Origin of the sequence: Bacillus sp. 41-22 (genome assembly GCF_025809295.1) — a bacterium.
GTDB classification, from domain to species: Bacteria; Bacillota; Bacilli; order Bacillales; family Bacillaceae_G; genus Bacillus_A; species Bacillus_A mycoides.
The window spans coordinates 4,766,621-4,789,954 of the sequence record NZ_CP084035.1 but is presented as its reverse complement, the minus strand read 5'-3'; the positions used below and the strand labels follow the sequence as shown (position 1 = coordinate 4,789,954).

At 37.1% G+C, this 23,334-nt stretch carries 25 protein-coding genes and 1 riboswitch; of the genes, 22 read left to right on the top strand and 3 right to left on the bottom strand.

Annotated elements, in window-relative coordinates; translation table 11 throughout:
• Positions 1–109 precede the first annotated feature (109 nt).
• The 4 genes from LCF45_RS24750 (at position 110) to LCF45_RS24735 (ending at position 4,012) form a co-directional block, all read left to right on the top strand.
• Positions 110–2,110, top strand: a complete 2,001-nt coding sequence (locus LCF45_RS24750; protein ID WP_263894346.1) for a methyl-accepting chemotaxis protein — start codon at positions 110–112, stop codon at positions 2,108–2,110.
• Between the two features lie 77 nt (positions 2,111–2,187).
• Entirely contained in the window at positions 2,188–2,490 is a 303-nt protein-coding gene (locus LCF45_RS24745; protein WP_263894345.1) for an MTH1187 family thiamine-binding protein, read from the top strand.
• 48 nt (positions 2,491–2,538) lie between these two features.
• Positions 2,539–2,784 (top strand): YusU family protein, encoded by a 246-nt coding sequence (locus LCF45_RS24740; protein ID WP_001290599.1) that lies wholly within the window; start codon positions 2,539–2,541, stop codon positions 2,782–2,784.
• Between the two features lie 310 nt (positions 2,785–3,094).
• On the top strand, positions 3,095–4,012 hold the full coding sequence (locus LCF45_RS24735; RefSeq protein ID WP_002089421.1) for a proline dehydrogenase family protein: 918 nt from the start codon (positions 3,095–3,097) through the stop codon (positions 4,010–4,012).
• Positions 4,013–4,034: 22 nt separating this feature from the next.
• On the opposite strand, the gene LCF45_RS24730 is transcribed toward LCF45_RS24735, so the two are convergent.
• Together LCF45_RS24730 and LCF45_RS24725 are read right to left on the bottom strand one after the other, a co-directional pair.
• Positions 4,035–4,874, bottom strand: a complete 840-nt coding sequence (locus LCF45_RS24730) for a D-alanyl-D-alanine carboxypeptidase family protein (RefSeq protein WP_033713142.1) — start codon at positions 4,872–4,874, stop codon at positions 4,035–4,037.
• A gap of 97 nt (positions 4,875–4,971) precedes the next feature.
• Positions 4,972–5,118 carry a YuzL family protein gene (locus tag LCF45_RS24725; RefSeq protein WP_002129775.1) on the bottom strand — a complete coding sequence of 49 codons (147 nt, stop codon included), beginning with the start codon at positions 5,116–5,118 and terminating at the stop codon, positions 4,972–4,974.
• A 237-nt stretch (positions 5,119–5,355) separates the two neighbouring features.
• On the opposite strand from LCF45_RS24725, the gene LCF45_RS24720 reads away from it, so the two are divergent.
• The 8 genes from LCF45_RS24720 to LCF45_RS24685 all read left to right on the top strand — a co-directional run bounded on the left by LCF45_RS24720 (position 5,356) and on the right by LCF45_RS24685 (position 14,982).
• Positions 5,356–7,737, top strand: coding sequence for a 3-hydroxyacyl-CoA dehydrogenase/enoyl-CoA hydratase family protein (locus LCF45_RS24720; RefSeq protein ID WP_033730843.1), 2,382 nt, complete (start codon positions 5,356–5,358; stop codon positions 7,735–7,737).
• Between the two features lie 22 nt (positions 7,738–7,759).
• Entirely contained in the window at positions 7,760–8,932 is a 1,173-nt protein-coding gene (locus LCF45_RS24715; protein WP_001206332.1) for an acetyl-CoA C-acetyltransferase, read from the top strand.
• Positions 8,933–9,419: 487 nt separating this feature from the next.
• Positions 9,420–11,222 carry an acyl-CoA dehydrogenase family protein gene (locus LCF45_RS24710; RefSeq protein ID WP_152630522.1) on the top strand — a complete coding sequence of 601 codons (1,803 nt, stop codon included), beginning with the start codon at positions 9,420–9,422 and terminating at the stop codon, positions 11,220–11,222.
• Between the two features lie 116 nt (positions 11,223–11,338).
• Positions 11,339–12,061 carry an MBL fold metallo-hydrolase gene (locus tag LCF45_RS24705; RefSeq protein ID WP_016121007.1) on the top strand — a complete coding sequence of 241 codons (723 nt, stop codon included), beginning with the start codon at positions 11,339–11,341 and terminating at the stop codon, positions 12,059–12,061.
• A gap of 239 nt (positions 12,062–12,300) precedes the next feature.
• Positions 12,301–12,486: a hypothetical protein gene (locus LCF45_RS24700; protein WP_001180550.1), complete on the top strand. Its 186-nt coding sequence runs from the start codon at positions 12,301–12,303 to the stop codon at positions 12,484–12,486.
• 13 nt (positions 12,487–12,499) lie between these two features.
• Entirely contained in the window at positions 12,500–12,748 is a 249-nt protein-coding gene (locus LCF45_RS24695) for a spore coat protein (protein WP_002015950.1), read from the top strand.
• Between the two features lie 247 nt (positions 12,749–12,995).
• Positions 12,996–13,946, top strand: coding sequence for an L-lactate dehydrogenase (locus LCF45_RS24690; RefSeq protein WP_033713146.1), 951 nt, complete (start codon positions 12,996–12,998; stop codon positions 13,944–13,946).
• Between the two features lie 22 nt (positions 13,947–13,968).
• The gene (locus tag LCF45_RS24685; protein WP_000666164.1) at positions 13,969–14,982 is read left to right on the top strand and encodes a PTS sugar transporter subunit IIC; all 1,014 of its coding nucleotides are present in this window, start codon (positions 13,969–13,971) and stop codon (positions 14,980–14,982) included.
• A gap of 54 nt (positions 14,983–15,036) precedes the next feature.
• On the opposite strand, the gene LCF45_RS24680 is transcribed toward LCF45_RS24685, so the two are convergent.
• Positions 15,037–15,684: a phosphatase PAP2 family protein gene (locus LCF45_RS24680; protein ID WP_263894344.1), complete on the bottom strand. Its 648-nt coding sequence runs from the start codon at positions 15,682–15,684 to the stop codon at positions 15,037–15,039.
• Between the two features lie 144 nt (positions 15,685–15,828).
• Here LCF45_RS24680 and LCF45_RS24675 point away from each other — a divergent pair, with 144 nt between their 5' ends.
• From LCF45_RS24675 to metQ (LCF45_RS24630), 10 genes are all read left to right on the top strand, one after another.
• Positions 15,829–16,356 carry a hypothetical protein gene (locus tag LCF45_RS24675; protein ID WP_078177965.1) on the top strand — a complete coding sequence of 176 codons (528 nt, stop codon included), beginning with the start codon at positions 15,829–15,831 and terminating at the stop codon, positions 16,354–16,356.
• A gap of 648 nt (positions 16,357–17,004) precedes the next feature.
• Positions 17,005–17,370, top strand: coding sequence for an arsenate reductase family protein (locus LCF45_RS24670; protein ID WP_002129756.1), 366 nt, complete (start codon positions 17,005–17,007; stop codon positions 17,368–17,370).
• A 41-nt stretch (positions 17,371–17,411) separates the two neighbouring features.
• Positions 17,412–17,795, top strand: coding sequence for a glycine cleavage system protein GcvH (gene gcvH, locus LCF45_RS24665; RefSeq protein WP_000026895.1), 384 nt, complete (start codon positions 17,412–17,414; stop codon positions 17,793–17,795).
• Between the two features lie 252 nt (positions 17,796–18,047).
• A complete protein-coding gene (locus LCF45_RS24660; RefSeq protein WP_000640865.1) occupies positions 18,048–18,392 on the top strand; it encodes a toprim domain-containing protein in 345 nt (114 codons plus the stop codon).
• A gap of 3 nt (positions 18,393–18,395) precedes the next feature.
• Positions 18,396–18,704 (top strand): thioredoxin family protein, encoded by a 309-nt coding sequence (locus LCF45_RS24655; protein WP_002015940.1) that lies wholly within the window; start codon positions 18,396–18,398, stop codon positions 18,702–18,704.
• Between the two features lie 152 nt (positions 18,705–18,856).
• The gene (locus LCF45_RS24650) at positions 18,857–19,201 is read left to right on the top strand and encodes a hypothetical protein (protein WP_002015939.1); all 345 of its coding nucleotides are present in this window, start codon (positions 18,857–18,859) and stop codon (positions 19,199–19,201) included.
• A 125-nt stretch (positions 19,202–19,326) separates the two neighbouring features.
• A riboswitch (SAM riboswitch) is annotated at positions 19,327–19,434 on the top strand.
• Between the two features lie 308 nt (positions 19,435–19,742).
• Positions 19,743–20,768, top strand: coding sequence for a methionine ABC transporter ATP-binding protein (locus LCF45_RS24645; RefSeq protein WP_002015938.1), 1,026 nt, complete (start codon positions 19,743–19,745; stop codon positions 20,766–20,768).
• Positions 20,761–21,426: a methionine ABC transporter permease gene (locus LCF45_RS24640; RefSeq protein WP_002129754.1), complete on the top strand. Its 666-nt coding sequence runs from the start codon at positions 20,761–20,763 to the stop codon at positions 21,424–21,426. Before LCF45_RS24645 ends, LCF45_RS24640 begins: the two co-directional genes overlap by 8 nt.
• Positions 21,427–21,448: 22 nt before the next feature.
• Positions 21,449–22,261, top strand: coding sequence for a methionine ABC transporter substrate-binding lipoprotein MetQ (metQ, locus tag LCF45_RS24635; protein WP_002015935.1), 813 nt, complete (start codon positions 21,449–21,451; stop codon positions 22,259–22,261).
• Between the two features lie 73 nt (positions 22,262–22,334).
• Positions 22,335–23,141 (top strand): methionine ABC transporter substrate-binding lipoprotein MetQ, encoded by an 807-nt coding sequence (metQ, locus tag LCF45_RS24630; protein WP_002034573.1) that lies wholly within the window; start codon positions 22,335–22,337, stop codon positions 23,139–23,141.
• Positions 23,142–23,334: the final 193 nt, after the last annotated feature.

Here is a 23,334-nt window from a genome sequence, read left to right as displayed (position 1 = left end):
AATTTCAATTTTTTAAACTATATGGATTGAGCTTTCTGATTTATCTATTATACTTAATATAGTGATTAATACGATTAAATTTTACCGAGAAGGGGATGCTTGAGGGAATATGTTGAGAAGTTTACGTTTAAAAATTGCAGTAGTATTTTCGGTACTTATTTCTATGATGTTTGTAATATTAGGTACAGCTGTGTATCAATTGCAAAAAGAGAAAGAAACGCACTCCTTAGACCAGTATTCTGAAAATACGATGGATCTTGTGACAGAGCAGTTAACTGCATTTATGCAGCGAATTGAAGAAGATATGGGTCATTATGGATCTCATGATGATATTCAAAACATGCTACAAGATGGGGTTACTCCAGAAGAAGAGAGTTTTATTTTAAAGGAATTTTCAAGGTTTAAAAAGAATCATCCTGATATTTTAGATGTCTACATTGGGACGAAAGATAAAAAAACGTTGAGTGCAAATCTTGCAGATGGTGGGACAGTTCCAGAAGGATATGATCCGACGAGTCGCCCTTGGTATAAAGCGTCAGAAGCAGCTACAGAATCGACTATTTGGGGAGAACCACAATATGAAATCGCGACGGGGAAGTTAAGTATTGGAGTTTCAAAAGCCATTGTCGGACAAGATGGTTCTGTGTTAGGCGTTGTAGCAATGGATGTATCACTAGGAACGATTCAAAAGCTACTCCATAATATTCAATATAATAATGGCGGAGAAATGTTTGTTATAAATGATAAAAATATCGCCATTGTGTACCCGGAGAAAGTAGGAAAAGATGTTTCGAAAGAACCACTTGTTAAAAGTTTAAATAAAGATGAGACGAAATTTGCGGCGGCGACATTAGGTGGCAAAGATGTAGTAGCCTATAGTCAATCGTTTGATAAGATGAAATGGAAAATCGGGATTGTATATCCGAAAGAGTCCATTGATAACTTACTAATAGAAACAAGAAATACAGTTATTATAATGGCATGTATAAGTTTATTGATTGGAATATTAGCTTCATATGTATTCTCAAGAAGATTAGCAAGACCATTGCAACTATTAACAAATCACGTTCAAAAAGTAGCAGAAGGTGACTTAACGTTGCAAATGAAAGTGACAAGTAAGGATGAAGTTGGAGAACTGACAAATCATTTTAATCATATGGTTGAGCAAATGAATGAAATGGTAAGTAAAATTAAAAATAGTGTATCGACAGTACAGAAATCGACTCACAATCTGCATTATTTAACGAATGAAACTGTAGCAGCTAGTAGAGAAGTTTCAGGTGCAATGGATGATGTGAGCGGAGGCGCGTCTACTCTTGCTAATAGTGTAGAGGAGGTTTCAGCGCAACTTGAAAATATGGCGCAGTCGATGGGAGAAATGAATAGTTCCGTTGGTGAAATAAAGGGAGTGACTGGTAAGGCGGAAGAAGCGTCTAAGCAGGGACTCAATACGATGCGAAATTTAGTTCGTACAAGAGAACAATCATCTTCTATCGTTGTTCATACGGAAGAAGCGTCCGGTAAGTTAGAGCAAAGGGTTGGATCGATTCAAAATGTGGTAGAACTTATAAAAGGTCTTTCGGATCAAACGAATTTACTGGCTTTAAACGCTTCAATTGAAGCAGCACGTGCAGGTGAGCAAGGTAAGGGCTTTGCTGTTGTTGCGGAAGAGGTTCGGAAATTAGCTGAACAATCAAAAGAGGCAACGGGTGAGATTACAATAATGATTAGCGATGTGCAGTTAGAAGTAAAACGAGTTGTAGAAGTTGTAAGTAAATTGAAAGACATTGCGGATATACAAAATAAAGTTACGACAGAGGCGGAGACAGAATTCCGCACAATTATGTCAGTTGTAAATACTATTAGTGCCTCAGTTGAAAAAATTGTAGAAGAGGTAAATAACATAGGTCACGAGCAAGAAGAAATTACAGAAGTTATGCAAACAATTGCTAGCACGAGTCAAGAGAGTGCGGCTGTTTCTGAAGAGGTAAATGCAGCAACTGAGTCACAAGTGAATCATTTAGAAAAAGTAGCTCATACGATGGAAAGTTTGACAGAGAATATGCAGGACTTAGAAAAATTGATTGAGCAGTTTAAAGTAGAAGAGTAACGTATTAGTAAAATGATGAGAATTTCGGTAAAATAGACAATGGATATATAAGAAGCAGTAATAGGAGGAAGATTATTATGGCAATTGTTGATGTATCGATTATTCCAGTAGGAACAGGTAACCCAAGTGTTAGTGAATATGTAGCAGAAGTACAAAAGGTACTAGAGAAAAATGCTGATCGCGTGAAGTATCAATTAACACCGATGAATACAGTAATTGAAGGAGATCTTCCTGTCATTTTAGAAGTCATTCAACAAATGCATGAAGTTCCATACATGAAAGGTGCACAGCGCGTTGCGACAACAATTCGTATCGATGATCGCCGTGATAAAGTAAGTACGATGGAGAAGAAATTAGACTCTGTTCGATCAAAATTATAAGAAAAAGCAGCGATCTTCGCTGCTTTTTTCATATAGGAGGAAAATAAGATGAGTGAAAAGTTTAATGAGCAGTTTGATGGCTTGCTAGAGAAATACACGGAACTATTACTTGGAGAGAGCAACGAAGAGCGAAAAGAGCAGGTACAGAAATGGGCACTTTATTCTTATATGGCTAAGACGATGCCAGCTTTAGTGAAACATTGGAATGAGACGTATCCAGATGCAAAAGAAGAGATGGTACAGTTAATTACGAATATTAAAAAGCTGAATGATGAGAAGCGAAATGAGAAGTAAGAAGGCTTGAGATAATGTTACCTCAAGTTTTTGTTATTAATATCCTTATATAATTTACATGAAATATAAATGGTTTTGTGAGCATGTCGAATATTTTCGGCATGCTCATTTTTTCCCTAGTAAACCCGTTTTTTCTGAATGTCGAAAAATATTTTCTTTATATTTATAAACGAGAATATAGGGTTTTAAATGTTTTGATAGTATTTTATAAATTATCTAAATAATTATTTGTATCAAATAATTTTAAACAATGATATAATTTTGAAGAGGGGTAAAAAACAGATAAATTATAGTCGTAGGGGTGAATTACATGGAACAATTAATGCGAAATTCGTTTCTTTTCTTATCTAAAAATAAAGCGCTAACAAAACTGGCTAAAAAGTACGGTTTACGCTTTGGTGCAGGTCGCTTCGTCGCAGGGGAAACGATTGAATTAGCGACAGCTGCAATTAAAGCCTTAAATAAGCAAGGTCTTTGTGTAACAATCGATTATTTAGGTGAATTCGTTGATAACGAAGCGGAAGCAAATGAAATGGCTAGCGAATCGATTGAAGCGATTCGTGCAATTGGAAGAGAAGGTCTTAATTCGCAGCTTTCTTTAAAGATGACTTCTATGGGATTAGATATTTCTGACGAAATCGTAATGAACAATATGCGCCGTATTTTAGAAGCTGCAAAAGAAAATGGTGTGTTTATTACAATTGATATGGAAGACTATACGCGCTGCGGAAAAACAATTGATATCTTTAAACAATTAAAATCTGAATACGATAATATTGGTACAGTTATTCAAGCTTACTTATATCGTACAGAAAAAGATATGGAAGATTTAAACGCTTATAATCCTAATTTACGTCTTGTAAAAGGGGCCTATAAAGAACCTGAAGAAGTAGCGTTCCCAGAAAAGAAAGATGTAGATGACAATTATAAAAAAATTATTAAAATGCACTTATTAAATGGAAATTACACTGCAATTGCTTCACATGACGAAGCGATTATTGAATATACGAAAAAACTTGCGGAAGAACACAACATTCCAAGGGATCAATTTGAATTCCAAATGTTATTTGGTATTCGTACAGAGCGTCAACTTGAGCTAGTAAAAGAAGGTTACAAAATGCGCGTTTACGTGCCTTATGGAAACGACTGGTATGGCTATTTCATGCGCCGTCTAGCAGAACGTCCAGCAAACGTTGCGTTCGTATTAAAAGGTATGATCAAAAAATAACCAAGGAGAAAATACTCCTTGGTTATTTTAATTGCTGAAATGCGTAGTGCGCCATTTTCTTCGTATCAGGATATAGCTGCGTACGAGTAGAAGATAACACGACGTTAATGACGCGTTTACCGTCTTTTTCATCAACTGTTACGACTGTGTATTTTCCGAGTGCTGATAAACCGCTTTTACTTCCAATCGCATATGGATCATCATATAGTTCTTCTCGTCCATAGTTTGCGATTTTCGGAGAACGCTCTGAAGTATGTAGTGTTGTATGTATTGAATTCATATATTCTAAAACGATCGGATACTTCAAGGCTTCTTTCGTAATAATAGCAATGTCATATGGTGATACTTTATTTCCAAGTGCATCAGCACCGCTTGCGTTTTTGAAAGTCGCATGTTTTGTCCCAAGTTCCTTCGCCCTAGCGTTCATCATTTTCACAAACTCATTTTTTGATCCTGCGATATGTTCTGCAATTGACTCAGCGATTGGGTCTGCACTAATAATAAGCATAAGTTTTAATGCCTCATCACGTTTTAATTTTTCACCCGCGCGAAGCTTAATCTTCTTACTTTGACTTTCCGTTTTAATCGCATTCTCTGTTACCGTAATTTCTTCATCTTCTTTCACATTTTCTAGTAAGAGTAAGGTAGTCATCATTTTCCCTATACTAGCCGGATAAGAGCGTTCATCTTCCCGTTTTCCGTACAAAATTTCACCTGTGTCTGCATCGATTGTAATCCCGTATTGCCCAGTAATGTTAGGCTGATCTGCTCTTACAACTTGTTGCCTTTGTGCATAAGAGAAGAAAATCATCCCTGTAAATAGTGTGGCAATCATTACAATCATAATTATTGTTCGTTTCATCGTCGTTCCCTCTTTTGTTTTCCATATGTACAAATAAATTGGGCAGAAAAAGCAGCCATTAATCATTATGCCACGTCCTCTGCCCAAAAATATAGCGTTATTTTTCGCCCATATTATGCTTCTTATATTGTTGGTTATTACTTTGACGCCCTTTTTCAACACTGTGATTATGCGGACCTGCATTTCCAGTTACACTTGCTGCGCTAATTCCAGCTTTTGAAGGGTTCTTCTTAAGTTTTGCCATATATATTCCTCCAGTTTCGTCAGATTATAAAAAGGAAAAGTGCATTTTAATGAAGAAAATACACATGTATAGCATAGCCAAATGAAAGAAATATATTTATTTCAGAAAATTTTATCAATAAATATATTGCGAAAATTCAAACTGTATCATATATTTATTAGTAGAGGCTCACTCATTGATTGCGACTCATGTCGAAAAATTGAATGAGCATTCATTCAAGAATAGGGGGAGAAATGGATGTTCCAAATTAAAAAGGCTGCTGTTCTAGGTTCAGGCGTAATGGGTTCAGGAATTGCGGCACACTTAGCTAATATTGGTATTCCGACATTATTGCTTGATATTGTACCACCTGCGCTTACGAAAGAAGAAGAAGCGAAGGGACTTACATTAGAACATAAAAGTGTGAGAAATCGTTTTAGTAATACGGCTGTGCAAAAACTATTAAAGCAAAAACCAGCTCCTCTGACAGTGAAAGGAAATTTAGCACTGATTGAAGCAGGTAACTTAGAAGATGATCTTGAGCGTCTAGCTGATGTAGATTGGATTATCGAAGTAGTAGTTGAAAACTTAGATATTAAAAAGAAACTATTTGAAAAAGTAGATGCCGTTCGTAAAGCGGGTTCTATTGTAAGCTCGAATACGTCAGGCATTTCAGTAGAAAAAATGGCAGAAGGTCGTTCAGACGACTTCCAAAAGCACTTCTTAGGCACACACTTTTTTAACCCACCACGATATTTAAAACTTCTAGAGGTAATACCGACGAAAGAAACAGATCCACAAGTATTAAGCTTCATGAAACTATTTGGCGAAGACGTTCTTGGAAAAGGCGTTGTTATCGCAAAAGACACACCAAACTTTATTGGAAACCGCATCGGTACGTACGGTTTATTAGTAACTCTTCAAGAGATGATAAAACGCGGCTATAGCATTGGGGAAGTTGATTCTGTAACAGGCCCACTTATTGGTCGCCCGAAGAGCGCAACGTTCCGTACATTAGATGTTGTTGGTTTAGATACATTCGTACACGTTGCAAATAACGTATATGAAAACGTACAAGAAGAAGAGCGTGATGTATTTAAAGTACCAGCTTTCATGCATGACATGCTTGATAAAAAATGGCTTGGAAGCAAAACAGGTCAAGGCTTCTTCTTAAAACAAGGAAAAGAAATTTTAGAACTAAATCCTGAAACGATGGAATACGAAGCTCGCAAAAAATTAAAAGCTGCATCTATCGAGTTAAGTAAACAAGAAAAAGGTTTATCGAATAAATTGAAAGCGCTTGTATACGCGAAAGACCGCGCAGGAGAGTTGTTATGGAACATCATCACACCAACTCTTTTATACTCTGCAAAACTTCATAAAGAAATTGCTGACGATATCGTTGCAATTGACCAAGCGATGAAGTGGGGCTTCGGCTGGGAGCAAGGACCATTTGAAGTTTGGGATGCAATCGGCGTTGAAAAGTCCGTTCAAAAGATGGAAGAAAACGGCGTAGTTGTTCCGACTTGGGTGAAAGAAATGTTAGAGAAAGGTTTCACTACTTTCTACAAACACGATAACGGAGATAGCTACTATTACGATAATGGCGAATATAAGCTAATCGAACGTAATAAAAAGGCAATTTCTCTTAAACAATTAAAAGCGAAAAATGGCGTATTAAAGAAAAATAGCGGAGCGAGCTTAATCGATTTAGGCGATGGTATCCTTTGCTTAGAATTCCATTCGAAGAGCAATGCAATCGGTATGGATATTACGCAAATGATTAACTACGCTGTTGATGAAGTAGAAAAGAATTATAAAGGTCTTGTTATCGGTAACCAATCGAAGAACTTCTGCGTTGGTGCGAACCTAGCAATGATCTTAATGGAAGCACAAGATGACAACTACTTTGAAATTGAGTTGGTTGTGAAAAACTTCCAAGATGCAATGACGAAAATTAAATACTCTTCTAAGCCAGTTGTAGCGGCGCCATATGGTATGACGCTTGGCGGAGGTACAGAAGTTTGTTTACCAGCAGCGAGCATTCAAGCTTCTAGTGAGACTTATATGGGCTTAGTAGAAGTAGGTGTTGGCTTAATCCCTGGCGGAGGCGGTAACAAAGAGTTATACATTAAACACTTAAACAAAATGGCAAACGGTGTAGAATTCGACTTACAAAAAGTTGCGAATAAAGTATTCGAATCTGTAGCGATGGCGAAAGTTTCTACATCAGCACAAGAAGCTGTATCGAACAACTTCTTAGGCGATAAAGACGGTATTAGTGTGAATGGTGATCACTTATTATATGATGCGAAACAAAAAGCACTTTCTTTATATGAAGCAGGTTATAAAGCACCTATCCGCAAAAAGATACCAGTTGTTGGTGAGACAGGATATGCAGCGCTTGTACTTGGTGCAGAGGCAATGCATTTATCAGGTTACATTTCTGAACATGATCTGCACATTGCGAAGAAACTGGCATATGTCATTGCGGGCGGAAAAGTGCCGTACGGAACAGAAGTTGATGAGCAGTATTTATTAGATGTAGAACGTGAAGCATTTATTAGCTTAGTAAGTGAGATGAAATCACAAGCAAGAATGCAGCACATGCTTGTAAAAGGAAAACCATTACGTAACTAATAACGAGGGGGAGATATCGTTCATGAGAGAAGCTGTCATTGTTGCGGGAGCAAGAACACCAATTGGAAAAGCAAAGAGGGGTTCATTAAAAACAGTTCGTCCTGACGATCTAGGGGCGTTAGTAGTAAAAGAAACGTTAAAGCGTGCGAATTATGAAGGACCAATTGATGATTTAATTTTCGGTTGTGCGATGCCAGAAGCAGAGCAAGGTTTAAATATGGCTCGTAATATCGGTGGGCTAGCAGGACTTTCTTACGATGTTCCAGCTATTACAATTAACCGTTACTGTTCTTCAGGTTTACAAAGTATCGCTTACGGAGCAGAGCGCATTATGCTTGGTCACTCTGAAGCTGTATTATCAGGCGGAGCGGAATCAATGAGTTTAGTTCCAATGATGGGACACGTTGTTCGTCCGAATAGTCGCCTTGTAGAAGCAGCACCAGAATATTATATGGGTATGGGGCATACAGCAGAGCAAGTTGCTGTGAAATATGGAATTTCTCGTGAAGAACAAGATGCATTTGCAGTAAGAAGTCATCAACGTGCTGCGAAAGCATTAGCTGCAGGGAACTTTGCGGATGAAACAGTATCTGTAGATGTGACGTTACGCTCGGTTGGATCAAACAACAAACTGCAAGAAGAAACAATCATTTTCGCACAAGACGAAGGTGTAAGAGCAGAGACGACGCTAGACATTTTAGGTAAATTACGTCCAGCATTTAACGTTCGCGGTTCTGTAACGGCTGGTAACTCTTCACAAATGAGTGACGGTGCAGCATCTGTACTATTAATGGATCGTGAAAAAGCAGTGAGCGATGGCATGAAGCCACTTGCAAAATTCCGTTCATTCGCAGTAGCTGGAGTACCACCAGAAGTAATGGGAATCGGCCCAATTGCTGCAATTCCGAAAGCGTTAAAATTAGCTGGTTTAGAGCTATCTGATATCGGTCTATTTGAACTAAATGAAGCATTTGCTTCTCAATCTATCCAAGTTATTCGTGAACTTGGTTTAGATGAAGAAAAAGTAAACGTAAACGGCGGTGCAATCGCACTTGGACATCCACTTGGCTGTACAGGAGCAAAACTAACACTATCTCTTATTCACGAAATGAAACGTCGCAACCAACAATTCGGTATCGTAACAATGTGTATCGGTGGCGGAATGGGAGCAGCGGGAGTATTTGAATTACTATAAAAAAAGTGTAAGCGGCTCGCTCAGAATGTGAGGGGGATGGAGCTTCAGACGTAGAGGCGCTTTTTGCCTCGTAGGAAGAAGCGAAGCCACCGAACATTCTAGCCGCTGGAACTGGATTATAAAAAAAGTGCAGGTGGCTTGCTCAGAACAGGAGGGCGTTGGAAGCCCTGACGAAGAGGCGCTTTTTGCCTCACAGGAAGGGATGAAACGACCGACTGTTTTAGCCACCGGAACTGGATTATAAAAAAAGTGCAGGTGGCTTGCTCAGAACAGGAGGGCGTTGGAAGCCCTGACGAAGAGGTGCTTTTTGCCTCACAGGAAGGGATGAAACGACCGACTGTTTTAGCCACCGGAACTGGATTATAAAAAAAGCGCAGGCGGCTCGCTCAGAACAAGAGGGCGCTAAAGCAAAGAATGGAAGCAACAAAGGTTTATAAAAAAATGAGAGCCAGCTTCTTTCAAAATGAGAAAAGCGGCTTATGAAAATATGAAGGAGGAAATTTTCATGGAAAAAACAGTAGGAAATGCGGTTAAAGGCGGTAGCTTTTTAGTAGAGGAAATTACAATTGATCAAGTGTTTACGCCAGAAGATTTTTCATCTGAGCATAAAATGATTGCAAAAACGACAGAGGACTTTATCGTAAATGAAGTTCTTCCGGAGCTTGAATATTTAGAACAACACGAGTTTGATCGTTCTGTGCGTCTTTTAAAAGAAGCTGGTGAACTTGGTTTACTAGGCGCTGACGTACCAGAAGAGTACGGCGGAATTGGTCTTGATAAAGTAAGCTCAGCGTTAATCGCAGAGAAATTCTCGCGCGCTGGTGGTTTTGCAATCACTCACGGTGCTCACGTTGGTATCGGATCGTTACCAATCGTATTATTCGGTAACGAAGAGCAAAAGAAAAAATATTTACCACTACTTGCAACTGGTGAAAAATTAGCGGCATACGCATTAACTGAGCCAGGTTCAGGATCTGACGCATTAGGTGCAAAAACAACTGCACGTTTAAATGCAGAAGGTACGCATTACGTATTAAATGGTGAAAAACAATGGATTACAAACTCTGCATTTGCTGACGTATTTATCGTATACGCAAAAATAGACGGTGAGCACTTCTCAGCATTTATCGTAGAGAAAGACTATGCTGGTGTATCTACAAGCCCTGAAGAGAAGAAAATGGGTATTAAATGTTCTTCAACTCGTACGTTAATTTTAGAAGATGCGTTAGTACCGAAAGAAAACCTACTTGGTGAAATCGGTAAAGGCCATATTATCGCGTTCAACATTTTAAATATCGGTCGTTATAAATTAGGTGTTGGTACAGTTGGATCTGCGAAACGTGCAGTAGAAATTTCAGCACAATATGCAAATCAACGTCAACAATTCAAACAACCAATCGCTCGCTTCCCATTAATTCAAGAGAAACTTGCGAATATGGCAGCGAAAACATATGCAGCTGAAAGCTCTGTATATCGTACAGTAGGTTTATTCGAAAGTCGCATGAGCACATTATCTGAAGAAGAAGTAAAAGACGGTAAAGCAGTAGCAGCTTCTATCGCTGAATATGCAATCGAGTGCTCTTTAAATAAAGTATTCGGTTCTGAAGTGTTAGATTATACAGTAGATGAAGGTGTTCAAATTCACGGTGGTTACGGATTTATGGCAGAGTACGAGATTGAAAGAATGTACCGCGATTCTCGTATTAACCGTATTTTCGAAGGAACGAACGAAATTAACCGCCTAATCGTACCAGGTACGTTCTTACGTAAAGCGATGAAAGGTGAATTACCATTACTACAAAAAGCACAAAAATTACAAGAAGAGTTAATGATGATGATGCCAGAAGAAGTAGGCGATGAGCCATTAGCACTTCAAAAATATTTAGTAAAGAACGCGAAGAAAATCGGTTTAATGGTAGCTGGATTAGCAGCTCAAAAATACGGTAAAGCATTAGATAAAGAGCAAGAAATTCTTGTGAATATCGCTGACATTGTAAGCAATCTTTACGCAATGGAATCAGCTCTTCTTCGTACAGAAAAAGCAATTAAAACAACTGGTCTTGAAAAGAATAAACAAAAAGTGTTATACACTGAAGTATTCTGCCAAGAAGCATTCAACGAAATCGAAGCAGATGCGAAAGAAACACTTATCGCAGTTGAAAATGGCGACATGCTGCGCATGATGTTATCATCATTACGTAAATTAACTCGCCACACACCACTTAACGTAATTCCGAAGAAGCGTGAAATTGCTGCGAAAATTTTAGAAGATGAGCGTTACACAGTTTAATAGATAAGAGAGAACCAGTGGCCTGTTGGCTGCTGGTTTTTTTATCGATGGATTCTTGAGAAGGGCTGTTTTACATATGTATTTGTAAACGGATTTTTTTAATGGAGGTAAAGGAGATGAAGTTAATAAGAGTAGGAACAGTTCATCAGCTCGCATTTTTACCGCGTCTCTTTCCAATTAACTGTTACTTTGTCGAAGAAGAAACAGGATTAACTTTAATTGATGCTGCTTTACCATTTTGTGCAAAGAAGATTTTAGAAGCGGCTCGAAAAATAGGGAAACCGATTACGAATATCGTTATTACACATGCGCATGATGACCATATAGGAGCACTTGATGCTATAAAACAAGAATTGCCGAATGTTCCGGTCTATATTTCTAAAAGAGATGCAAGTTTACTTGAAGGAGATTTGTCACTGCAACTAGGGGAACCAGACACGCAGGTAAAAGTAAGTGTGTCAAAAAGGATAAAGACGATTCCAGATATTCTTCTTCAAGAGGGAGATCAAATAGGTTCCCTTGTAGCGATTGCAGCTCCAGGTCATACACCGGGATCAATGGCGTTTTTAGACATGAGAAATGATGCACTCATTGTTGGAGATGCATTTCAAACGAGAGGCGGGATAGCGGTAGCGGGGCAATTGAAGTGGCTTTTTCCGTTTCCTATGTTTGGTACTTGGGATGCAGAAGTTTCATTAACAAGCGCTCAGAAATTGCTGGAGTATAAGCCGTCTATATTGGCGACGGGGCATGGGAAGATGATTAAAGATCCGTTAGTGCAAATGCAGAAAGCGATTGAAGAAGCGGAAAGGAATTTAATGAGAAAGAGCCTCAAATAATTTTGAGGCTCTTTTTTGCTAGACGATATTTTTTTGTAGGCTTTAGAAATGTATATATCGCTAATACGAAGTTGAAAAACATAAATACGAAAGGGTCTTGGCTTGGATTCGGATCATAATTTTTTTGAGTGTTTGTAAGACATTCTAGTGGTATTTCTAGATGTCTTTTTTTTATGAATATGATTTAAAAAGAATCAAATAATAAATGGTGAATGAACAAAGAAAGGTAGGAGTATTTTATGCAAAACTTAACAGAGCTTGAAGTGGAAAATTTACGTCATTTAATTGGTGGTCATGCGACGATTATTAACAAATTGGACCAGTATGCACAGGCTTGTACAGATCCACAGCTAAAGCAAATGCTACAAAAGGATGCACAAGATGCACGAAATACGAAACAGCAATTAATGACTTTTCTAGGATAGGAGGAAGAGAGAAATGAATGAAAAAGATATGGTAAATGATTATTTAGCAGGGTTAAACTCAAGTTTAACAAGTTATGCAAATTATATTTCTCAGTCTGATAACGAACAGTTACATCAAACGTTAATTCAAATTCGTAATCAAGATGAGATGCGTCAACGTAATATGTATGAATATGCAAAGCAAAAAAGTTATTACAAGCCGGCAGCACCTGCTAATCCAATGATTGTGCAGCAATTGAAAAGTCAATTAAGTGCGGAATAGTGTGATGAATGAAACGAGCGAATGGATTCGCTCGTTTTTTTGTTTGGTATATGTCAATAAATACATAATAAATATTTTTTCAGTTGTAACAAATATGACGAAAATTAAATATAACAATTCACAAAAAGGACAAAAACTTTGCTCAATATTTCACAAAGTATCCATGGTTTCTATCGTGAGAACCTCTATAATTAGGGGTGTAAAGAACGAAAGAAATAGACTACATGATCAATTAGGAGAGATTGCTATGAATAGAAACACAAGAAAAATTGCAATTATCGGTACTGGATTAGTTGGATCAAGCTGTGCGTATTCCATTGTAAACCAAGGGATTTGCGAAGAGCTATTGTTAATTGATATAAATCATGAACGTGCAGTTGGAGAAGCGATGGATTTATCGCACTGCATTAACTTTACAAATACAAGAACAAAAGTATATGCCGGAAGCTATGAAGACTGCAAAGATATGGACATTGTTATTATTACAGCAGGACCAGCGCCGAAGCCTGGACAAAGTCGTTTAGACACTTTAGGAGCCAGCGCTAAGATTATGGAGGGTGTTGTTGGCGGCGTAATGGAAAGTGGATTTGATGGCATTTTTTTACTCGCATCGAACCCAGTTGACATTATTACATATCAAGTGTGGAAGCTATCTGGATTACCTAGAAATCGTGTGATTGGTACAGGTACATCACTAGATTCTTCTCGCTTAAGAACAATTTTATCTGAAATGTTACATGTAGATCCTCGTAGTATTCATGGGTATTCATTAGGAGAACATGGTGATTCTCAAATGGTTGCTTGGTCTCACGTAACTGTTGGTGGAAAACCGATTTTACAAATTTTAGAAGAGAAAAAAGACCAATTTGGTGAAATAGATTTAGATGAAATTGTTGAGAAGACTGCAAAAGCTGGATGGGAAATTTATAAGCGCAAAGGAACTACTTATTACGGAATCGGAAATTCTTTAGCTTATATTGCTCGCTCAATTTTCAATGATGATCACCGTGTTATCGCTGTTTCAGCTATTTTAGATGGTGAATATGGCGAATACGATATTTGTACAGGAGTACCAGCAATTATTACTAGAGATGGTATAAGAGAAGTGGTAGAACTAAACTTATCAGAAGATGAAGAAAGTCGCTTTGCAAAATCAAACGATGTTTTACGCGATTATATGAAAACAATTGGTTACTAAATTATAGGAGAAGGTGAAACAAATGAAGGAATATATAATGTCTCGTGTGTTTAAAGCTTCTGCCGGAATCGCACAGGGTATTTTCGTATCCCTTGGAATTGGTTTACTGATCGAAAATATAGGAAGAATTGTTGATATACCATTACTTATTACAATCGGAGTCGTTGCAAAATCACTTATGGCACCAGCAATTGGAGCCGGGATTGCCTTTATGCTCGGTGCAAACGGACTCGTAATTTTCTCAGCGATGGTAGCTGGAGCAATTGGAGCAGGTTCCATTTCAATTACTGAAGCTGGTCTCATCATTAAAACAGGTGAACCAATCGGTGCATTATTAACAGCGACTTTAGCAGTTTATATTGGTAAACGATTAAGCGGAAAAACTGCTTTAGATATGATGCTCGTTCCATTTGCAGCAATATTAGGTTCTGGTTTAGTCGGTATTTGGTTAGCTCAAAATATTAGCCCAGTTTTAAATGCAGTTGGAGCATTCATTAAAGATAGTTCAGCTGGTAGCCCGTTCGTCGCTTCTATCGTGATTGCTGTAGTTTGGGGACTGTTACTTATCTCTCCAGCTTCATCAGCTGCGTTAGCGATAGCGCTTAGCTTAGACGGTGTTGCAGGTGGTGCAGCACTTGCAGGATGTGTTGCTCAATTTATCGGATTCTCTGTTATTTCAGCGAAAGAAAATAATTTAGGTGGCATATTAGCCCAGGCACTTTGTACTCCAAAAGTGCAGTTACCGAACATTACTAAAAATCCAATGATTCTCGTCCCAACTGTCGTCGCCAGTGCAATAGTTGGCCCAGTATCGGCACTAATTTTCCAACTGGAAGCAGGAAAAGAAATTGCAGGTCTTGGATTAAGCTCTCTTATCGCACCAATTAATTTAATTTCCAGCCAAGGGTGGGAAGTTGTCCCAGCGATGGTAATCACTTATATCATCATTCCAGTAGCTGTTTCTTATATACTGTACATTGCTCTTAAAAAAGCAGGTCGTATTCATTCTGGTGATATGACTGTACCGCAATCTTAATTTGAAAATCTCCTTAATATAGAGAAAAGCAGACTGAAGCCACAGTCTGCTTTTTTACATTTTTTGATTTTGTTTTACTGGAACACGTACGGTTTCTTTTGCTAATAATAGCTGAACACCAAAGTATAGTACGCTTGCAAGCATCATTCCAGAAATGGCGTCTACAAATGCATGCTGCTTCGTAAATAATGTTGATAAAATAATAAGCGTACCGAAGAAAGTAAGGATGTAATATTCCAAAGTATGCTGTTCTCTACGCTTAAAGGCAGCTAACATAATTACAAATGTCGTAAGGACATGAATGCTTGGGAAACAGTTTACTGGTTGATCAATACTATAAATATAGCGGACTAGTTCGGAAAATACATCTGTTCCAACGACGGTTGGGCGTGGTACAGTTGTCTGCCAAAAAAAGTAAATCGAAAAACAAGCAAGTTTTCCAAGAATTACACTACTTAAAGTGACATAATATTGCTTTCGATCAGCAAAACAGTAATAAATAAGTGCACCGTATAAGTATGGAAACCAAAGTAAGTAAGGAATAATAAATGCTTTCACAAATGGAATCCAATCATCTACTACAGTTGTGACATCTACTGCGTGAACAGTAGATTTATTTAATACGTCGTAAAGGGGACTTACGAGTACGAGTAGAAGTATATAACTTAACGGAAGAAGAGATGAAAGTTTAAATTTCTTCATGATAATCTCCTATGTTTTAGTAATGTAAATAAATTCAATTGATTATAATATAGAAAATCCAATTGGGCTATCGATTTTACTTACATTTTCTTGAATTCACCTTACATTTTTGTCACTTGACTTAAAAGAGGGGGAGGGTGCTATATGAAGCGTTCACTGTATTTCTTAGTTTTTATATTGTTATGCCTAGTGAGTACTGGGTGTGCAAAGGATAAAGAAGGAGAGAATTTAGAATATAACGGGAGAGCACTCGTCATTGGAGTTGTTGGTGAAAAGCCGAAAGATACATTTAGAAATATAAAGTTTGAAAAAGTGAAGTTAGAGGAATTGGAAAAGAAAGCTAAGGAAGTGGATGGTTTTCTAATAATGAAAGATCACTTTCAAGAAGCCTCAACAGAGCAGTATAAAGATGTATTTTCATCGCTAAAGAAACCAGTATTTTTTATTGGTTTACAAGATAAATCATATTCAACTTTTATTACAAAAGGGATAGAGTATAACAGTGCACGAAAAGATGTAAATGCTATGTACGCGCAAGGTTTTGCAAATATTGGAAGTGGCGAAGGGCAACAATGGGGAGTAGGTTTATTGAATGGTGGAAATACAGAAGAAAGTATTCATAATATGTATATAGTAGTATTTCAAACCATTTCGGACTATTTAAGTCGATGATGAAGGAGCCTGTAAAAGGACTTCTTATTTTTTAAATAAAGTGAAACTTTAATCAGTGGGGGGTGTCCATCCCCCACTGATTATTAGCCCGCACCAATCGGGCTTTTACGGGCAGTTATCTCCCACCTAACTTCCTCGCATTTGCCGAATTTCGAGGTGGGAGTCTTACTGCCCGCAAATAGCGGGATAAACGTTTGTTTAAGATATATGTTCGGTATAGAAAATCATGTATTCCAAAGGTGATATAGAAAAACATGAAATTAATCAAACGTTTGTTTAAGAGGTATGTTCGGTATGGAAGAATTCATGTATTCCAAAGGTTGGGGTAGAAAAACATGAAATTAATCAAACGTTTGTTTAAGGTATATGTTCGGTATAAAAGAATCTACGTATTCTGAAGGTTGAGGTAGAAAAATATGAAATTAATCAAACGTTTGTTTAAGATATATGTTCGGCGTGGGATGAGAAAAAATTTTTAAAAAATTATATATTTATTTTTTCTTAATAAATGGCGGAAAAATAAGAAAAATTAGCAGGATTATTAAAAATTATCACGAAATAAGTAAAAGTTTAGCGAATAATCGTTTGAAATAATAAAATGTTTTCTATATGATAAAGGTAAAGGTTAGTAAAAAAGTAGGTGAATTTATGACAGTAACATTTTATTCATATCCAAAATGTGGCACATGTCAAAAAGCAAAGAAATGGTTTGAGGCAAACGATGTAGCATATGAGATGATTCATATTGTTGAAAATCCACCGTCAAAAGAAGATTTACGTAATTTACATGAGAAAAGTGAATTACCATTAAAAAAATTCTTTAATACAAGTGGAATGCGTTACCGCGAACTTGGTTTAAAAGATAAGTTAAAGGATGCAAGCGAAGACGAAATGTATGAGCTTTTAGCATCTGATGGCATGTTGATTAAACGTCCAATTGTAACAGATGGAACGAGTGTAACACTTGGTTTTAACGAAGAGCAGTTTGAAAGTGTGTGGAAAAAGTACCAATAAGGTATTTTTACATAATTAATACATTCACTGGAGGTACAGTCATGAGCATTCCAAATAATTTACGTTACTCTGAAGAACACGAATGGGTAAAAACAGAAGGTAATGCGGTTGTTATCGGTATTACTCATTTTGCGCAAGGTGAGTTAGGCGATATCGTATTCGTTGAACTTCCTGAAGTAGGTGCAACAATCCAAGCTGACGAGCCATTCGGAAGCGTAGAATCTGTTAAAACAGTTTCTGAATTATACGCACCTGTAAGTGGTAAAGTTGTAGCAGTAAACGAAGAATTAAGTGACCAACCAGAACTAGTTAACGAATCTCCATACGAGGGTGCATGGATGGTTAAAGTTGAACTTTCTGATGCAAGCCAAGTTGAGAAGTTATTAACTGCAGAAAAATATGCAGAAATGACAAACCAAGACTAATTATAGTCGAAGAAAAAGGACAGCCTTTGTGCTGTCCTTTTTTATGTTGTGTACATAATGAATTTAAAAACATATATATTAATTATTATGTAGGAGAACGTTTTTGAAAAACTTTTTTCATGTAGGCTTCATGCTGAGCAAGCCGCTTGAGCTTTTCTTTTGCAAAAATAAACAGGAAACAACATGAAAATAACGAATATACTATATACTAAGTTAAAGGTTGTATAGTATATGGTGATCGGGTGATGACATATGATTTATGTGGAAAAAGTCATTATTGTAGAAGGTAAATCGGATAGAAGAAAGATTGAATCTATTATTCGTGAACCAGTGGAAATTGTTTGTACAAATGGTACAATTGGTTTGTCGAAAATGGATGAGCTCATTGATCAATTTTTTGATAAGGACGTATATGTGCTAGTGGATGCTGATGATGCAGGAGAAAAGTTAAGGAAACAATTCCGAAAAGAATTTCCGCAAGCAGAGCATATTTATATTGATCGCTCGTATCGCGAGGTGGCGACTGCACCTTCTTCACATTTAGCAAATGTATTATGGGGAGCAGACATTGACGTTTATACAGAATATTTACGGTAAGGAATGATAGAAGTGATTGATTGGACAGGTGCCGAAGCTACAGCCCTAATAGGAAATGAAGAAAAAACAGTGTTATATGTGTATACACCAATGTGTGGAACATGCCAATTGGCAAAGAAGATGTTAACGGTCGTTGAGATGACGATTGAAGATTTGAAAATTGGAATGTTAGATTTAAATTATGCCCCGCATTTAGCGAAAGAGTATGGGATAGAAAGTGTACCGTGTTTACTTATTTTTGAAAATGGGACACTGATGAAGAAAATATATGCATTTCATTCGGTTGAATATTTATATACGGAATTAAAGTAGGCGGCAAAGTTTTTGCCGCCTCGACATATTTCTTGGGAAATATGTCGACATGCGTGATAGATACAGTATTTGTCGAGCGAAAATAACAGGATTGCCCTTTAATAAGAGGGAATGGTATGTAATAGAAAGTGATATGAGGGATGTGGTTTAGGATGAAATTATATTCTTTGCTTCAATCATTTGTAAATTACGCTAATGGTCAATATCATTTAGAACCGCTTTTAAGGCAAGGAGAAAGAACTGTTAATTTTCGTTTTGGAGATGAATGCTGTTCGTTACAAATTTCAAGAGATTATATAGAACTTTTGAAAGAGGCGAGAGGAACGGAACAAATCGTTTGTTTAGAGGAAGAGGATGTACAAAAGTTAGTGACTGGAAATATGAGGTTGCAAAAGTTAATGAGTGATGGACGGGTACAATATTCTGGAACGTATCGAACGATGTTATTAGTTGAATCGATGTTTCATATATGTAAACCGATGTCAGTCGGAGCTTAAAATTCTGAAGTTTCTTTTTTTACGAAAATTTCTGTTGACAGAGCGTGTGGATATTGATACAATTCAATTCATAAAATATAGACAATTTCATAAATTTTAAATCAGACGAAAATTTAATCTGATTTCTCTTATTAAGAGAGGTGGAGGGACTGTGCCCTGTGAAGCCCGGCAACCGTCAACTTATGTTGAAATGGTGCCAATTCCTGCAAAGCAAATGCTTTGAGAGATGAGAGAGAGGGATAATGTTGTTATATACGCATATAAACCTTTCTGCTTCTCTAGAAGCGGAAAGGTTTTTTGTTGTTTGAATGCGGAGGACATTCAAATAATAAGAGGAGCTATAACGATGGACTACACGCATGAAAAATAAAAAAATGCGGAGTCTATCCAAAGTTTTATGAAATCTAGCTCCAGCGGCTAGAACAGTCGGTCGTTTCATCCCTTCCTATGAGGCAAAAAGCGCCTCTACGTCTGGGATTCCAACGCCCTCTTGTTCTAAGCGAGCCGCTTGCGCTTTTTATTTAAAAAAGGGGTGAACATCATGATCTTATTAGAAAATGTAAAGAAAATATATAAGGCAAAAAGCGGTGATGTCACTGCTGTAGATAACGCCAACTTAAAAGTAGATAAGGGTGAAATATTTGGTGTTATTGGATATAGTGGCGCTGGGAAAAGTTCGTTAATCAGATTGTTTAATCAGTTAGAGAAACCAACTTCTGGCCAAATTACAATTGCGAATCGTGTGATTTCAGCGATTACTGGAAATGAACTTCGTAAGGCAAGACAAGAAATCGGAATGATTTTTCAGCATTTCAACTTACTTTGGTCACGAACTGTGCGTGAAAATATCGCATTCCCACTTGAAATTGCAGGTGTCGATAAGGCGGAGAGAAGAAAACGTGTCGATGAGTTAATTCATCTTGTTGGATTAGAAGGAAGAGGAGACGCGTACCCATCTCAGCTAAGTGGTGGACAAAAGCAGCGCGTCGGGATTGCAAGAGCGTTAGCAAATAATCCACAAGTACTTTTATGTGATGAAGCAACGTCAGCTCTTGATCCGGAAACGACAGATCAAATTTTAGATTTATTGTTAGATATTAATAAGCGTCTCGGCTTAACAATTGTATTGATTACGCATGAGATGCACGTTATTCGCAAAATTTGTAATCGAGTTGCTGTAATGGAAAAAGGGAAGATCGTAGAAACGGGTCCAGTACTTGACGTATTCCGTAATCCACAGCAAGACATTACAAAACGATTTGTACAGCAGTTAACTGATTCTGAAGATACAAATGAAACGATTGAAAGTTTAATAGAAAAGTATCCAGATGGAAAAGTAATTCGTTTGCAGTTTGTCGGTGAAGCGGTAGAAAGACCGGTACTTCAAAGGTTAATGCAGCGCGGTGATATAGAAGTTAGCATTTTGCAAGGAAATATCGCGCAAACGAATAACGGATCTTACGGAAGTTTAGTCGTTCATTTAAATGGTGAAGAAACAGCGATCCAGCAAGCAATAGAAGGGATTCATCAAGATCAAGTAGAGCTGGAGGTGATTGCACATGGATAAGTTAATCGCAAATATTGATTGGAATCAAATGTTAGAAGCAACTGGTGAAACGTTATATATGACGGCAATCGCAGCACTTGCCACATTTGTTTTAGGACTTATTTTAGGACTATTACTCTTTATGACAGCGAAAGATAATTTATGGGAAAATAAAGCGATTAATACGGTGATTGGAGCGTTCGTAAACATTTTCCGTTCTATACCGTTCATCATTTTAATTATTTTATTAATCCCGTTCACAAAGATTCTTCTTGGAACAATACTCGGAGCGAGTGCAGCGCTGCCAGCTTTAATTATTGGAGCGGCACCATTTTACGCGAGAATGGTTGAAATCGCGCTTCGTGAGATTGATAAAGGTGTAATTGAAGCTTCAAAAGCGATGGGAGCAAAAACAAGCACAATTATTTTGAAGGTGTTAATTCCAGAATCGTTACCAGCGTTAGTATCTGGTATTACGGTTACGACTATTGCTTTAGTAGGCTATACAGCAATGGCAGGTGTTGTTGGTGCTGGTGGTCTTGGAACACTTGCTTACTTAGAGGGATTCCAGCGTGGAAATAACGATGTAACAATCGTTGCGACAATTTGTGTATTACTCGTTGTATTTTTAATTCAGTGGATTGGTGATAGTTTAACGACTCGAATAGATAAAAGATAATGAAAACAGGGGGATATTTCAAATGAAAAAATTATTACTTACAGCACTTATTTCAACTTCAATTTTTGGGTTAGCTGCTTGTGGCGGGAAAGATAAAGATGAAAAGAAACTTGTTGTTGGTGCTTCTAACGTACCGCACGCTGAAATTTTAGAAAAGGCAAAACCGTTACTTGAGAAAAAAGGAATTGAGCTAGAAATTAAAAAATTCCAAGACTACGTATTACCAAATAAATCGTTAGCGGATAAGGAATTAGATGCAAACTACTTCCAGCACATTCCGTATTTAGAAAAAGAGATTAAAGATAAGAAATATGATTTTGAAATAGCAGGAAAAATTCATTTAGAACCGATTGGTGTGTATTCTCAAAAATATAAGAGCTTAAAAGAACTTCCAAACGGGGCGACAATTATTATGAGTAATTCTGTTACTGATCATGGTCGTGGTTTAGCAATTTTACAAAAAGAAGGCATTTTAAAAATTAAAGACGGAGTAGAGCCAGTTAAAGCAACTCCAAAAGATATTGCGGATAATCCGAAAAACTTAAAGTTCAAAACAGATATCGAGCCTGGTTTATTGCCACAAGTGTATAACAATAAAGAAGGCGATGCGGTTCTAATTAATTCTAACTATGCAATTGATGCGAAATTAAACCCAGAAAAAGACGCGATTGCAATTGAAGGAAATGATTCTCCATACGCAAACGTAGTAGCTGTTCGTAAAGGCGATAAAGATAAAAAAGAGATTAAAGCTCTTATAGAAGTACTGCATTCTAAAGAAATTGAAGACTTTATTACTAAAGAATATAAAGGGGCAGTTGTTCCTGTAAAAGAATAATTGCGGAAAAAGGGCTGGTGTATGCCGGTCCTTTTTTTACTACATAAATATAGGGGAGAAAAGGGGACATCATATGAAAAAGATTCTATTGTCAGTTGTTACAGCACTGTCTGTATTTACATTAGCTGCTTGCGGGGGGAAAGATGAGAATAAGCTTGTCGTTGGCGCTTCTAATATACCGCACGCTGTTATTTTAGAAAAGGCACAGCCAATATTAGAGAAAAAGGGCATTAAGTTAGAGATAAAAAAATTCCAGGATTATGTTTTACCAAATAAGGCATTAGCTGATAAAGAAATCGATGCAAATTATTTTCAACATATCCCTTATTTAGATAAAGAGATTCAAGAAAAAGGATACAAAATTGTAAATGCAGGAAAAATTCATTTAGAGCCAATGGGCATTTATTCTAAGAAATATAAAAGCTTAAAAGAACTTCCAGATGGCGGAACAGTTATTATGAGTAATAACGTAGCGGAGCGTGGCCGTATGCTCGCATTGTTACAAAAAGGCGGCGTTATTAAATTAAAAGACGGTGTAGATGTTGTTAAAGCAACAGTAAAAGATGTTGTAGAAAATCCGAAAAATTTAAAGTTTAAAACAGATGTAGAACCTGGACTTTCACCCAAGCTGTACGAAAACAATGAAGGTGATGCTTTATTTATTAATTCAAACTACGCAATTGATGCGAAATTAAATCCAACAAAGGATGCAATTGCAATTGAAGGATCAGACTCTCCTTATGCAAATATTATCGCAGTTCGTAAAGGTGACGAGAAGAAAAAAGAAATTAAAGAGTTAGTAGACGTATTGCATTCAAAAGAAATTCAAGACTTTATCAATAAAGAATATAAAGGTGCTGTACTTCCAGTAAATGAATAGGTGCTGGGAAGGACTGGGAATAACCCAGTCCTTTTTTCTTTATATATATAAGAAGAAAGGTGTATCATAAGAGGATGTAAAGGAAATACTTATATACATTTGTGAAAAAATTGTTACATTTTCTTAGTGTTTGCGATATCATTTTATTTGATATAAGATTAGAATGAGAATAAAATGAGAATATGAACGTTTT